At 64.9% G+C, this 13,572-nt stretch carries 8 protein-coding genes and 2 pseudogenes; 3 read left to right on the forward strand and 7 right to left on the reverse strand.

Going from position 1 to position 13,572, the window contains the following annotated elements:
- Positions 1-15 precede the first annotated feature (15 nt).
- The 4 genes and pseudogenes from ACRQ5J_RS00530 to ACRQ5J_RS00545 form a co-directional block, all read right to left on the reverse strand.
- Positions 16-3,122 (reverse strand): annotated as a pseudogene (locus tag ACRQ5J_RS00530) (efflux RND transporter permease subunit).
- 14 nt (positions 3,123-3,136) lie between these two features.
- The gene (locus ACRQ5J_RS00535) at positions 3,137-4,420 is read right to left on the reverse strand and encodes an efflux RND transporter periplasmic adaptor subunit (protein WP_432380665.1); all 1,284 of its coding nucleotides are present in this window, start codon (positions 4,418-4,420) and stop codon (positions 3,137-3,139) included.
- Complete coding sequence (locus tag ACRQ5J_RS00540; RefSeq protein WP_432380666.1) at positions 4,413-5,633, reverse strand: TolC family protein; 1,221 nt, start codon at positions 5,631-5,633, stop codon at positions 4,413-4,415. The genes ACRQ5J_RS00535 and ACRQ5J_RS00540 overlap by 8 nt, the downstream gene beginning before the upstream one ends.
- Before the next feature lie 53 nt (positions 5,634-5,686).
- Complete coding sequence (locus ACRQ5J_RS00545) at positions 5,687-6,028, reverse strand: DUF2946 family protein (protein WP_432380667.1); 342 nt, start codon at positions 6,026-6,028, stop codon at positions 5,687-5,689.
- Positions 6,029-6,183: 155 nt separating this feature from the next.
- Here ACRQ5J_RS00545 and ACRQ5J_RS00550 point away from each other — a divergent pair, with 155 nt between their 5' ends.
- Both ACRQ5J_RS00550 and ACRQ5J_RS00555 read left to right on the forward strand, forming a co-directional pair.
- Complete coding sequence (locus ACRQ5J_RS00550) at positions 6,184-8,133, forward strand: phosphatase PAP2 family protein (protein ID WP_432380668.1); 1,950 nt, start codon at positions 6,184-6,186, stop codon at positions 8,131-8,133.
- A 68-nt stretch (positions 8,134-8,201) separates the two neighbouring features.
- Entirely contained in the window at positions 8,202-8,774 is a 573-nt protein-coding gene (locus tag ACRQ5J_RS00555; protein WP_432380669.1) for a hypothetical protein, read from the forward strand.
- Between the two features lie 42 nt (positions 8,775-8,816).
- On the opposite strand, the gene ACRQ5J_RS00560 is transcribed toward ACRQ5J_RS00555, so the two are convergent.
- On the reverse strand, positions 8,817-9,827 hold the full coding sequence (locus ACRQ5J_RS00560; RefSeq protein WP_432380670.1) for an IS110 family transposase: 1,011 nt from the start codon (positions 9,825-9,827) through the stop codon (positions 8,817-8,819).
- 176 nt (positions 9,828-10,003) lie between these two features.
- On the opposite strand from ACRQ5J_RS00560, the pseudogene ACRQ5J_RS00565 reads away from it, so the two are divergent.
- Positions 10,004-11,016 (forward strand): annotated as a pseudogene (locus ACRQ5J_RS00565) (IS110 family transposase).
- A 582-nt stretch (positions 11,017-11,598) separates the two neighbouring features.
- Here the strand turns inward: ACRQ5J_RS00565 and ACRQ5J_RS00570 are convergent.
- Together ACRQ5J_RS00570 and ACRQ5J_RS00575 are read right to left on the reverse strand one after the other, a co-directional pair.
- Positions 11,599-12,864, reverse strand: coding sequence for a c-type cytochrome (locus ACRQ5J_RS00570; RefSeq protein WP_432383558.1), 1,266 nt, complete (start codon positions 12,862-12,864; stop codon positions 11,599-11,601).
- Positions 12,861-13,361 (reverse strand): GMC oxidoreductase, encoded by a 501-nt coding sequence (locus ACRQ5J_RS00575; protein WP_432383559.1) that lies wholly within the window; start codon positions 13,359-13,361, stop codon positions 12,861-12,863. The genes ACRQ5J_RS00570 and ACRQ5J_RS00575 overlap by 4 nt, the downstream gene beginning before the upstream one ends.
- Between the last annotated feature and the right edge of the window lie 211 nt (positions 13,362-13,572).

A 13,572-nucleotide genomic window follows, 5' to 3' on the forward strand; every position in this document is an offset into this window, starting at 1 on the left:
TCTATGACAGATTTGCTAACGCCGTACCAGGCGATACAGCAGCGGCAGCACCAGCAACGTCAGCGCGGTCGATGACAGGATGCCGCCGATGACCACCGTGGCCAGCGGCCGCTGCACTTCGGCGCCGGTGCCGGTGGCGATCGCCATCGGGATAAAGCCGAGCGAGGCCACCAGCGCCGTCATCAGCACCGGCCGCAAACGCGACAGGGCGCCCTCGCGGATGGCCTGCTCGACGCTGCGGCCCTCCTCGCGCAGCTTGCGGATGGCGGAGATCAGCACCAGCCCGTTCAGCACCGCCACGCCGGACAGCGCGATAAAGCCCACCGCCGCCGATATCGACAGCGGTATGCCGCGCAGCGCCAATGCCGCCAGCCCGCCGGTCAGCGCAAACGGAATGCCGCTGAACACCAGTAGCCCGTCCTTCAGATTGCCGAACATGGCGAACAGCAGCAGCATCACCAGCGCCAGCGCCGCCGGCACCACGATCTTCAGCCGCTGCGATGCCGATTGCAGCTGCTCGAACTGCCCGCCCCAGGCGGTCCAGTAGCCAGCCGGGATCTTCACGTCCCGCAGCTTCTGCTCCGCCTCGGCAACGAAGGAGCCGATATCGCGCCCGCGCACATTGGCGCTGATGACGATGCGGCGCTTGCCGTTCTCGCGGCTGATCTGGTTCGGTCCCGGCGCCACGTTGAACGTCGCCACCTCCCCCAGCGGGATGAAATGCGTGCCGCCTTCCTTGCCGCCGCCGGGCAACGGCAGCGGCAAGCGCCGCATCGCCTCCAGATCGCCGCGCAGCGCTTCCGGCAGCCGCACCACGATGTCGAAGCGGCGGTCGCCCTCGAACATGGTGCCGGCTTCCTTGCCACCCACCGCCGTCGCCACCACGTCCTGCACGTCGATGACGTTGAGGCCATAGCGCGCTGTCCTGGCGCGGTCGATATCGACGGTCAGCACCGGCAGGCCGCTGGTCTGCTCGACCTTCACTTCCTGCGCGCCCGCCACCTTGCCCAGCATCGCCGCGATACGCGCGGCCGTGGCGTTGAGCACCTCGTCGTCATCGCCAAACAGCTTGACCGCGACATCGCTGCGCACACCCGAGATCAGCTCATTGAAGCGCAGCTGGATCGGCTGCGAGAATTCATACGCGTTGCCGGGTAACTGATCGACCGTGTGCTGTATCGCCGCCAGCAGTTCCGCGCGCGTGCGGCGCGGCCTGGGCCACTGCGCTTCCGGCTTGAGCATGATGTAGCCGTCCGAGATATTCGGCGGCATCGGGTCGGAGGCGATTTCCGCTGTGCCGGTGCGCGCGAACACGCGCTCTATCTCGGGGAACTTGCGCATCAGCGTCAGCTCGATCTGCTTCTGCATCTCCACCGATTGCGTCAGGCTGGTGCCGGGAATGCGCAAGGTCTGCATGGCGATGTCCCCCTCGTTCAGCGACGGTATGAATTCGCTGCCCATGCGCGTCGCCAGCAGCAGCGACAGCGCGACCGTGATGCCGGCAAAGCTCAGCACCACCGGCGCGTTGGCCAGCGCGCGTTCCAGCAGCGCCCCATACCAGCCGTGGATGCGGCGCGTCTCCTTTTCCACCACGTTATCGCCGATGAACAGCGCCACCGCCGCCGGAATGAAGGTGATCGACAGGATCATCGCCCCCGCCAGCGCCATCACCACCGTCAGCGCCATCGGATGGAACATGCGGCCTTCCACGCCGGTCAGCGCGAAGATCGGCAGGTACACCACCATGATGATCAACTGCCCGAACAGCAGCGGCCTGCGCGACTCTTTTGCCGCCGCGAAGACTTCCTCGAACTTCTCCGCGCGCGTCAGCGGACGTCCCAGCGCGGCCTGGGCATGCGCCAGCCGCCGCACGCAGCTTTCGACGATGACCACAGCGCCATCGACGATGATGCCGAAATCCAGCGCGCCAAGACTCAGCAGATTGGCGCTGACCTGGTACGCCACCATGCCGCTGAACGTGAACAGCATCGACAGCGGTATCACCATGGCGGTGATGACCGCCGCGCGCAGGTTGCCAAGGAAGATGAACAGCACGGCGATCACCAGCACCGCCCCTTCCAGCAGGTTGCGCTTGACCGTGCCGATGGCCTTGTCCACCAGCGCCGTGCGGTCGTAGACGGTGATCGCCACCACGCCCGGCGGCAGGCTGCGGTTGATGACGGCCATCTGCTTGTCCACCGCCTGCGAGACGGCGCGGCTGTTCTGCCCTATCAGCATGAAGACGGTGCCGAGCACCACCTCGCGCCCGTTCTCGGTGGCGGCGCCGGTGCGCAGTTCGCGGCCGATATCGACATCAGCCACATCGCGCACGCGCACCGGCACGCCGTCGGCGGTGCGCAGCACGATGTTGCGGATATCTTCCAGCGAGCGCACCTGGCCCGGCGCGCGTACCAGCAGCTGTTCGCCGCGCTTTTCGATGTAGCCTGCGCCGGCGTTGCCGTTGTTGCGGTCCAGCGCCGTCACCACGTCCTGCAAGGTCAGGCCATATGAGGCCAGGCGTTGCGGTTGCGGCGCCACCTGGTATTCCTTGGCGTAGCCGCCGATGGAGTTGATCTCGGTGACGCCCGGTACGTTGCGCAGCTGCGGCTTGACGATCCAGTCCTGGATTTCGCGCAGGTCGGTCGGCGTGTAGGGGCGCCGTCGGCTTTCTTCGCATCCGGCCTGGCCTCCACGGTCCACAGGTAGATTTCTCCGAGGCCGGTGGAAATCGGCCCCATGGACGGCGTTACGCCAGCCGGCAGCTGGCCGCGCGCCTCCTGCAATCGCTCACTGACCATCTGCCGCGCGAAGTAGATGTCGGTGCCGTCCTTGAAGACGACGGTGATCTGCGACAGGCCATAGCGCGACAGGGAGCGCGTTTGCTCAAGGCGCGGCAGACCGGCCAGCACCGTCTCCAGCGGGAACGTCACGCGCTGCTCGGTCTCCAGCGGCGAGTAGCCGGGCGCCGAGGTGTTGATCTGCACCTGCACGTTGGTGATGTCCGGCACGGCGTCGATGGGCAGCTTGTTGTAGCTGTAGATGCCCAGCGCCGCCATCGCGGCGACCATCAGCAGGACCAGCCAGCGCTGATCGATGGCGTAGCGGATGATACGTTCAAACATGATCGCCTCCCGCGTTAGTGCGCATGCTCGGCACTACCCTTGCCCAGTTCCGCCTTCAGCACGAAGCTGTTGGCGGAAGCGTAGGTGGCGCCAGCCGGCACGCCTTGCAGGATTTCGGTCAGCTTGCCGTCGCTGCGGCCGAGCGTGACCGGCTGCACGACAAAGCCCTTGGCGTTGCGCACGAAGATGGCTGGTTGGCCGTCCACCGTCTGCACCGCGCCGGCGGCCACCGTGACGGCGGCCGCACTGAGGCCCGATTGCACGTCGACGTTGACGAACAGGCCCGGACGCCATGCCCGTTCCGGATTGGACAAGGCCACGCGAGCGTTGGCGGTGCGGGTCTGTTCGCCCAGCAGCGCGCCGACGTAGGTGATCTTGCCGCTGGCCTGCGCGTCGAAGGCGCTGGCGCGCACGATGACGGTTTCGCCGACGCGCACGCGGTTCAGGTCTTGCGGCGGCACGGCGAAATCGGCCAGCACGGTGGACAGGTCGGAGATGGTGAAGACGTTGGCGTCCTCCTTGATCGCTTCGCCGAGGGCGAGGTGCTTTTCCATCACCACGCCGTCGAACGGGGCGCGCAGTTCCAGCTGATTGAGCTTTGCGCCCGCCGCCGCCCCCGCGCCCAGAACGCTGAGCTTCTGTTTGGCGTTCTGCACGGCGATCTCGGCTTCGTTCATCGCCTGTTTGGCTTGCAGGTAGTCCTGTTCGGCGGAGATTTTGTCTTGCCACAGTTTGCGTTCGCGTTCCAGCGTGGTGCTGGCCAGCGCCAGCCGACGTTGCGCGGACAGCAGTTCGCTGCGCTGTTCGGACAGCGCGCTGCTGGCCAGCACCGCCAGCAGCTGCCCGCGCTTGACGGTTTCGCCCAGCTCCGCATGCACCGCGATCACCACGCCGGCCAGCTTGGGCACGACGTGCGCGGTACGGTCTTCATTGAAGCGGATTTCGCCCGGCAGCGTGAGGATGGTGCTGATGTCCGCCGGCCCGGCCTTCGCCAGCGTGATTCCCGCCGCCGCAATCTGCGCCTCGTTCAGCAGCACGGCGTCCAGTGCGCCGTCTGCATGCGCGGCGCCTGCCTGCGCTTTACCCTCGCCTGACGCACGTCCCGCCACGCCATCCGCGGCGCCATCCGCCGCCACCCCGGCATGGCGGCCGGCGCTGCCGATCCCGCGATTGTCCGCGCCGTGGCCATGGCCATCATCGCCATGCGCGTCGCCGCCGCGCGGCTTGAGGATGAGCGCCGCCAGCAGCAACGCAACTAGCGCCATGACGGCGATGGTGATTTTCTGCTTCTTACTCATGTTCCGCTCCCAGGATGCGCGAGATGGCGGCTTGCGCGCGATGCGCATCGGCCAACGTGGTGAGGTAGTGCGACTGCGCCTGCAACAGCGTGCGCTGCGCATCCAGCACATCGAGGAAACCGAACTTGCCATACTCGAAACCGGTGCTGGCCGCCTCGTAAGCGCTCTGCGCGCCCGGCAGAATCTCCTCCTGCAAAGCCAACGCCTGCGCGCGCGCCGCCGTGTACTCCTCGCGCGCCTGCACCAGCTCCGCCTCCAGCCGGGCCGCCGCCGCCGCCACGCCGTCGCGCGCCTTGTCCACCTGCCGCGCCGTCGCCAGCACCGCCCCCTGATTGCGATCGAACAGTGGCAACGGCAGCGACACGCCAAACACCGCCTGCGTGCGCCCCAGCTCCTCCGAACGCTTGCTGCCGATGTTCAGCGCCACGTCCGGCGAGCGACGCGACAGCTCCACCTTGGCCAGCGCCTGCCGGTGCTCCAGCTCCGCGCGCGCCACCTGTAGCGCCGGCGCCTGTTCCAGCAACGCGCGCTGCGACGCCAGCGGCGGCAGCTCCGGCAGCGCGGCTATCTCGCCGGACACCGACTCGAAGCGCGGCGCCGGATTGCCCCACAACGACGCCAGCCTGGCGCGCGCCGTCACCAGCGTGGCATGCGCCCGGATCAGGTCCAGCTTCACCGTGGACGCGGCCACCTGCGCGCGCGTCTCCTCCACCGGCGACACCTTGCCCGCCACCACCCGTCGCCCGGTGGCGCTGGCCGCGCGCAAGGCCAGCGCGGACGCCTGCTGGGCCAGGCGCAACTGCTCCTGCGCCGCCAGCACCGCGAACCACGCCGCCGCCGTCTCCGCGCGCACCTCGGCGCGGCGTTGCGTCAACAACGCCGCCACGCCATCGCGGCCACGCTGCGCAGCCTGCACGCGCGCCGCGCGCTTGCCGCCCAGTTCCAGCGGCTGACTCAATTGAATGGTGGTTTCACGCGTATCGCGCCGCGTATCGACGCGCTCCATGGACAGCGCAGGATTGGGCAGCAGGCCGGCTTGCCGCACCATGCCGTCCTCGGCCAGCAGATCATGGCGCGCCGCCGCCAGTTCGGGATGGGCGCCGTCCGCCAGCGCCAGCGCCGCCGCCAGCGTCAAAGGCACGGACGGCTCGACCACGGCCTGCGCGCACGCAGGCACCGCCGCCAGCCATAGCGGCAATAACAATTTATACATCGAATTCTCCGGTTATCAGGACAGGAATTCGACGAGACATGAAAGGAAAAGGATCAGGCCTCGCCGCGCTCAGGCAACGAAGAACCAGTCGGGCCGCGGCGGCCCGTCGGCAATGTAGGAGTGGTAATGCAGCGCGCCCGGCGGCGCGGATCGACGGCCGGCGCCGCCGTGAGCACCGCCTCGGCAAAAGGCGCCGAGGCCTGCACCGCGTGGTGGCACACCTCGCAATCGCCATGCTTGGACAGCTTGCCGCCGTCCTCGTCACCGGCTTGCGCCTGGTGTTCATGGCCGTGGTGGCCGAAATGCGCGACCTTGCTCGCCTCATGCTGGCAATAGACGGCCGCCATCGACCAGGAATACTGGATCGGCAAAATCGTCAGCAGCAGGATGAGCATGATTTTTTTCACCCGGCTATTGTAGCAGCCATCAGCTTTTTGACGTCAGCCATAATATTTTGGGCTGGAAGCGCTGCCAGCGGCGGTGCGTAACAAGCTTGTCATATCCACTAATTACTCTATGGCCTTTTTCCAACTGACCAACGGATAACGACATGCACCTCCTCCCCGCCCGCCCCCTGATCCTGGCCCTGAGCATCGCCGCCGCGCTGAGCGCCTGCGGTGGCTCCGACCATGAAGAAGCGCTGGTCATCCCCGCCGCGCCGGCCGACCAGGGCGCGGCGGAAGTGGTGGCCGTGCCAGCGGCCACCGCCTTCGTCGACACCGCCGCCACCAACGTGCGCGGCGACGCCCGCTACGCCACGCTGGCCACCAACGCCGGCGTGCGCGTGCTGGGCGGCATGCTTGCCATCTGGAAGCCGCTGACCGAAATCGTCGACGCCGGCGTCACCGCCCCGGCGGTGGACGGCTTCCCGGCCGTGACTGCATCGACCTGGACCGGCGTGCCAAACGACGGCACGCCGGACGGCACCGTGCTCAACGCGGCCATCCACCAGGCCAATATCGACTACGTGGTCAAGGCCACCAGCAACCGCAGCGCCGAGCAGGCCGTGCAAGCCTACCTCGACGACCGCCGTGGCAAGGCCTACAGCATCAGCGACGGCATGGGCCCGCTGACCACCGCCTGGCGCGCAGCGACCCAGCAGACCACCACCATCACCGAGGTGGCGGCCGACGCCACCACCAAGGCCTACAACGACGGCGGCAACAACACCGGCGTGGCCGGCAGCGCCAACGCCAGCTTCGGCAACGTGGTCGACCTGACCAACCTGATCGGCAACAACGCCTCGACCGAGCCGGCCAAGCGCTTCTACAAATACGCCCGTCCGTACCGCTGGAGCACCAGCGTGCAGCTGCTGCCGGCGCTGGTGCCGGCCAAGAGCGCGACCCCGGCCACCGACGGCGGCTTCACCAGCGGCCACTCGGCCGAGGCGACCCGCGTCGCGGTGGCCATGGCCTACGCCGTGCCGGAGCGCTATCAGGAAATGCTGAGCCGCGGCCTGGAGCTGGGCGAGATGCGCATCATCGCCGGCATGCACTCGCCGCTGGACGTGCTGAGCGGCCGCATCCTGGGCCAGGCCAGCGCCGCCGCCAACCTGGCCGATCCGGCCAACGCCGCCAAGAAAGCCGCCGCCGTCGCCCAGGCGCACACCACGCTGATGGCCGCCACCAACACCACCGCCGACACCTTTGCCAGCTACGCGCAATCCGGCACCAAGGCCAACGACCGCTTCTCGGACTACGCCACCAACAAGGCCAACTACCTGCGCCGCAGCACCTACGGCTTCCCGCAGATCGCCGCCGCCAACGCGCCGGCCGTGGTGCCGAAGGGCGCCGAGGTGCTGCTGGAAACCCGCCAGCCCTACCTGACCGACGCCCAGCGCCGCGTGGTGCTGAAAACCACCGCGCTGCCGTCGGGCTACCCGGTGATGGACGATGCTGAAGGCTGGGGCCGCCTGAACCTGTTCGCGGCCGCCGACGGCTACGCCGCGTTCAGCGGCAACGTCACCATCGTCATGGATGCAGCCAAGGGCGGCTTCAATGCGGTGGATCGCTGGCGCAACGACATCAGCGGCTCCGGCAAGCTGGTCAAGCAAGGCACGGGCACGCTGAAGCTGGTCGGCGCCAACAGCTGGACCGGCGGCACCGAGCTGAGCGCGGGCACCTTGCAGGGCGACTCGGTGGCGGCCTTCGGCGCCGGCGACGTCTACAACAGCGGCGGCACGCTGGTGGCCAACGCCCCGGCTGCGCTCAAGCTGGCCGGCAAGTACACGCAGCTGGCCGGCAGCACCACGCTGGAGCTCGACATCGGCGCCGCGGCGGCCGGCAGCCAGGGCACGCTGGCCGTGAACGGCACCGCCACCATCGCCGGCGGCACGCTGCGCATCAAGTTCGCCAACGGCTACAAGCCGAAGGCGGGCGACGTGCTGAACGTGATCAGCGCCGGTAGCCTCAAGGGCAAGTTCAGCACCATCACCGTGGACGGCTTCAGCAACGTCACCGCCAACTACAGCGCCAACGGGCTGACGCTGACGCTGGGCTAAGCGGCACAGCGGCACAGCGGCGCGTCGGCGATGTATGATGGCAACATCGTCCATCTGCCGATCGCGCCATGAACCAAGCTGAACTCGATCTCTTCAACGACAAGCTCGACGCCCACGCCAAGGAAGTGGAGCGCTTTCACGGCGAGGTGGCCAACGTCACGCGGCAGATCGCCAACTGCGACAAGCTGGTGCGGCTGGCAAATACCGGCCTGAGCCAGATCGACCACAAGATCGCCGAAGCGGTGCGGGTCAGCGCCGAAGCGCGCGCGATTGCCGACGAAGCTGGCGCGCAGGCCAGCGCGGCGGCCACCACCGCCACCCAGGCGGCCGTCGGCGCCATGGTCGCGCAGCTGCAGGACGCCACCGAGGCGGCGCGCAAGACCAGCCTGTCGCTGAACATCCTGCAATTCAAGACCGGCGGCTGGATCGCCGTCTACACGGTGCTGGTCCTGCTATGCTGCCTGGCCACCGGCGCGCTCACCAGCTGGGCGCTGCGCGGCAACGCGCTGACGCCGGAACAAGCGCACTATGTCGAACTGGGCAAGGCGCACGAAGCGCTGCTGGCCAACGCCAGCGATCGTGAACTGAAGCAGATCACCGCCATCCGCAACCGTCCGCCGAAAAAGGATCAGGACAAATAAATGTAATCGTTGCGCCGCCGCGCCTCTAAAACAAATCCGGGGTCAGATACCGTCTTGAATAGCAAGCCCTTTTGAAAGGTAATTGGCGTCAAAGGGCTTGCCGGTACGAATGACACCGTAGATGAGATGCACGAGCTTATGCATCACGGCGCCGATCACGGCTTTTTTCGCCATGCCATTATTCGCCAGGCGCTGGGCAAACTGGTGTAGTAGCGGGTTGTGGCGGCTTGCCACCATGCCGGGCATATAAAGCGCGGCGCGCATTGAGGTGCTGCCCTTGCGGCTGATGGTGGTGCGCCCCCGAAGCGAGGTTCCTGAGCTGCGCTGGCGTGGCGTCACGCCGAGAAATGCCGCCAAGGCCTTCGCGTTGCCGAAGCGCCGAATGTCGCCCAACTGGCCCAAGATGCGAGCTGCGGTGGTGTTACCAATGCCTGGAATACTGGTGATGAGCTGCGCGTCGTGCTTGAGGCCGGGATGGCGGTCGATGTGGTCATCCACGTCGTCTTCCAGTTGCTTGATCTCGGTGTCAAACCAGGCAATGAGCAAGCGCGCGTGCTCAGCCACCTCGCCCATGCCGCTGGCCTCATAGCTTTCCAGCCGGTTGCGTTCCTGCTGGCGCATATCCTTCAGAGCCAGTATCCGCTGCGACCACGCACGCAACTGACGTTGCTCCAGCGGAGCGGGCGCCCACGTTGCCGGCGCCATCGCCGCGCAGTAACGTGCGATCAATGCTGCGTCCGCCTTGTCGGTTTTATTGCGCAGGTTCTCGCTCTGGCCAAAGCCCTTGATGCAGCCCGGATTGACTACGCTCACGGCAAGCCCGGCATCATAAAGCGTGGTCGCCACCTCCTCGAAATACACACCGGTCGCTTCCATGCAGACCCGTAATGCCGCCTTGGGTAACTTGGTCTTGTCCAGCCATTCCAAGAGCAGCTGATGGCCTGCGGCAGAGTTATCTATGACCTTGCTCTTGATCTTGCCGTTCACTAGCAGGGCCACGTCGAGCTTTTTCTTGCCGACATCGATCCCCACGATTGCTGTTGAGCTATCCATTTTTGACCTCTCTCGTATGCGGGCTTACGCGCGAGGCGATGACCCAAGATACCGTTCGGACTTTTAAAATGAAACAGGCAGGGGCACCAATCTGATAATCATCTAGCCGTCCTCCCTCCGGCCAAGCCGAGGAATAAAGTCACGGTACGAATCCGAACTTTATCAAGGAGGACGTCATGTTATTTTGTGGCATTGATCTTCATTCCAACAACTGCCTTGTCGTCGTCTCCGACGACAACGACAAGGTCGTGTACTCCAAGCGCTTACCCAACGATCTGGCAACCATCTGCGCAGCGCTCAGTCCGTATCAGCAGGAGTTATTCGGTGTGGTCGTGGAGTCCACGTACAACTGGTACTGGTTGGTTGACGGCTTAGTGGCAGCTGGATACTCGCTCCACCTAGCGAACACCACTGCGATAAAACAATATGATGGTCTCAAGCATCGCGGTGATGAATCCGATGCCCGTCATCTGGCTCACATCCTCCGTCTCGGGCTACTGCCCGAAGGCTACATCATGCCTCAACCTGTTCGCGCCGTTCGGGACTTAGCTCGTAAGCGTATGCAGTTAGTCCAGCAACGCACAACCCAGCTCGTGTCCATACAAACCTGTTTGATGCAGCAAACAGGTAGCGCAGTCGCCGGCAAGGATATCAAGCGACTGACCTGCGCCATTGTCGATGACATGTCATTAGATCCGGGCACGACACTCGGTATCAAAGCGAATCTTTTCGTACTTCAGGCGCTTCAAAAGCAGATCGATATAGTTGAAGAAGTTTTGGCTGCATACTGTCACGGCAATCCAGAATACAAATTGCTAACCAGCGTGGCAGGAATTGGCCCCATCCTCGCAACGATCATTCTTCTTGAGACCGGAGAGATCGAGCGTTTTGCTGATGCTGGCAACTATGCATCGTACTGCCGGTGCGTCAGCAGTGCGCATATCTCGAATGGAAAAAGAAAGGAGAAGGCAACACCAAGAACGGTAACCGTTACTTGGCATGGGCCTACGTCGAGGCAGCTAATTTTGCCATCCGCTATTGCGAGCCCGCCCGTAAATTCCATCAGCGGAAAAAAGCGAAGCGGAACAACGTTGTCGCCATCAAAGCGGTGGCGCATAAGCTGGCCCGCGCCTGCTTTCACATGTTAAAAACCGGAGAGAGATTTTCCATCGAACGCTGTTTTACGTAGATTGGCAACGGCCGGCAAGCCATAACGTGGGTTGGATATGAAGCCAGGAATCTGATTGGATGCCGCGCTGTCTGCCATCACCTTTGAGTAGGAAATGAGTCGCCCGGATTGTGAGCCACAAAGGTCTGGAGCCGCTTAGCGGTAGCCATGAAACTGTCCTAATCAATTGGACGCAAGACGGTACCGAGATGCTTCTGGGGCGGTAAAAACTGCCAGGGCAGCAGCCGCTTCGCTATCTGCTGCTTGATCCATATGGGTGACTGGTGCGATTCACGCAACCAGCTAACGAAGCACAGGGTGCGGTGTTAGAGATGTCGGCAAAGGTGATGGCTAAGTTATTGAAGTTGATCGCGAGGTATGCGAGGAAAGCATTCGCGCTCTTGACTGTGGACGGCTAATGGGTGACCCACGGGCTCAATGGCCCAAATTCTGATCGGCATCACCCTGCCTGACCACCTCCGTCACTTTATCCGATGATGGGGCGGTATGCTCAATATACGAGGTCTGACATTCGCACACGGGCTCAACTGCTACGGAGTTGAGCCCGTGTGCGAATGTCAGACCTGACCCCGGATTGCGAGCTTAGTGGGCGGCTTTGGCGCGGATTTTGGCGACGTCGCGTTCCGAGACGCTGCCGGCGCTGTTGGTCCAGCCTTGACGCAGGAACGTGGCCAGCGTGGCGACTTCGGCGTCGCTGAGGCGGCGCGCGAAGCCTGGCATGACCAGGATCGACGGCGCTTTCTCGGTCGACGGCGTGCGCGCACCGTGCAGGATGACGTTGACCAGCGCCGTCGGATTGTCGGCGTTGATGACCGTGGCGCCGTCCAGCTCAGGGAAGACGCGCGACGCTCCTTTGCCGTTCACGAAGTGACAGGCCGAGCAGTTGTCGAGGTACAGGCGCTCACCCAGCGACAGGTTGACGGCGGCGGTCAGCTTGCGCGCGGTCTCATCCTTGCCCTGCGGCTTGACGGCCGGACTGCGCGGCGGCGCCGGCGGCAAGGCCTTGAGGTAGGCGGCAATCGCGCTCAGGTCGTCTTCTCGCAGGTGCGAGGTGCTGTGCTCGACCACGGCCGTCATTTCACCGGCTACCGCCGAACCGTGGTTGCGGCCCGTCTGCAGGTAGTCGACGATCTGCGCCTCGCTCCAGCGCGGCATGCCGCGCAGCGAGGGCACCGGCCAGTCGTTCAGCTCGCCACCGGCGAGGAAGGCCGACTGGCCGCTGTTGCTGGCCTTCTCGTTCATCGCGAAGCCACGCGGCGTGTGGCAGCTGGAGCAGTGCCCCAGCCCTTCGACCAGGTAGGCGCCCTGCTTGACCTTGTCGCTCCAGCCGGCTTGCGCGACGAACGGCTTGGTGTCGGCGAAGAAGTAGTTCCACACGCCCATGCCCCAGCGCATATTGAACGGGAAGCTCATCTTGGTCGGCGGCGGCGTGTAGTCGGACGCTTTGACGCCCGCCTGGAAGAAGGCGTACAGCGCCTTCATGTCGGCGTCGCTGACCTTGGCGTAGCTGGTGTACGGCATGGCCGGGTACAGGTGCGTGCCATCGGGCTTGACGCCCTTGCGCACGGCGTCGGCGAATTGCTGCTCGGTGTAGGCGCCGATGCCTTTCTGCTTGTCCGGCGTGATGTTGGTCGAGTAGATGATGCCGTGACCGCTATCGATGGCCAGGCCGCCGGCAAACGCCGGCTTGCCCTGCGCGCTGTGGCAGGCGATACAGTCGCCGGCGCGCGCCAGGTATTCGCCGCGCTGGATCAGCGCCGGGTCCGGCGCCGCGTGGGCCACGTTGACGGCCGCGCCGGCCAGCGCCAGCACCGTGGTGGTCAGGAATTGCGTCAGTTTGTTCATCATGCTTGCACCAGCGGGCCAGGGTTTTTCAGGTATTGCTTCTTGATCGCTTCGGCGGCGAACAGCGTGATGGCGCCGATGGTCGCGGTCGGATTGGCCTGGAAGTTCTGCGGGAACGCGTTGCCGCCCGGTACGAACACATTGTGCACGTCCCACGATTGCAGGTAGCGGTTCAGCGCCGAGTCGCGCGGCGAATCGCCCATGATGGCGCCGCCCACGTTGTGGGTCGACACGTACTTGGTGATGTCCCAGTGCGAATCGAGCGACAGGAAGTTTTCGTTGATATGGTCCGGGCCCAGTTCCTTGGCGATGCCGAGCACGATGTCGCGCAGGTAGCGTTGCAGCTTCAGCTCGTTCTGGCGCCAGTCGAAGGTCATGCGCAGCAGCGGCTGACCCCATGGGTCCTTGTAGTTCGGGTCCAGATCCAGGTGGTGGCCGCGGTAGGACATGCAGGTGGTGGTGATGCCGATCTTCATCGAACGGCCATACCAGTCGACCATGCCTTCTTTCCAGCCCCTTGCCCCAGCCCGGCGTGCCCTTCGGCAGCGCGGTGCCGATCGGCGCGCCGGTCGCCTGCGAGCTGTGGATCTTGGCGCCGCCGATGAAGCCGAGCTTGATGCCGTCTTCAAAGTTGCCTGGCGAGATGTCGTTGAACATTTCGCCGGTGGCGCCGGCGGTAGCGAACGGGTTGAAGTGCTTGTCCTTGAAGAA

This window comes from Duganella sp. P38 (assembly GCF_050859475.1).
Taxonomy (GTDB): Bacteria; Pseudomonadota; Gammaproteobacteria; order Burkholderiales; family Burkholderiaceae_D; genus Rugamonas.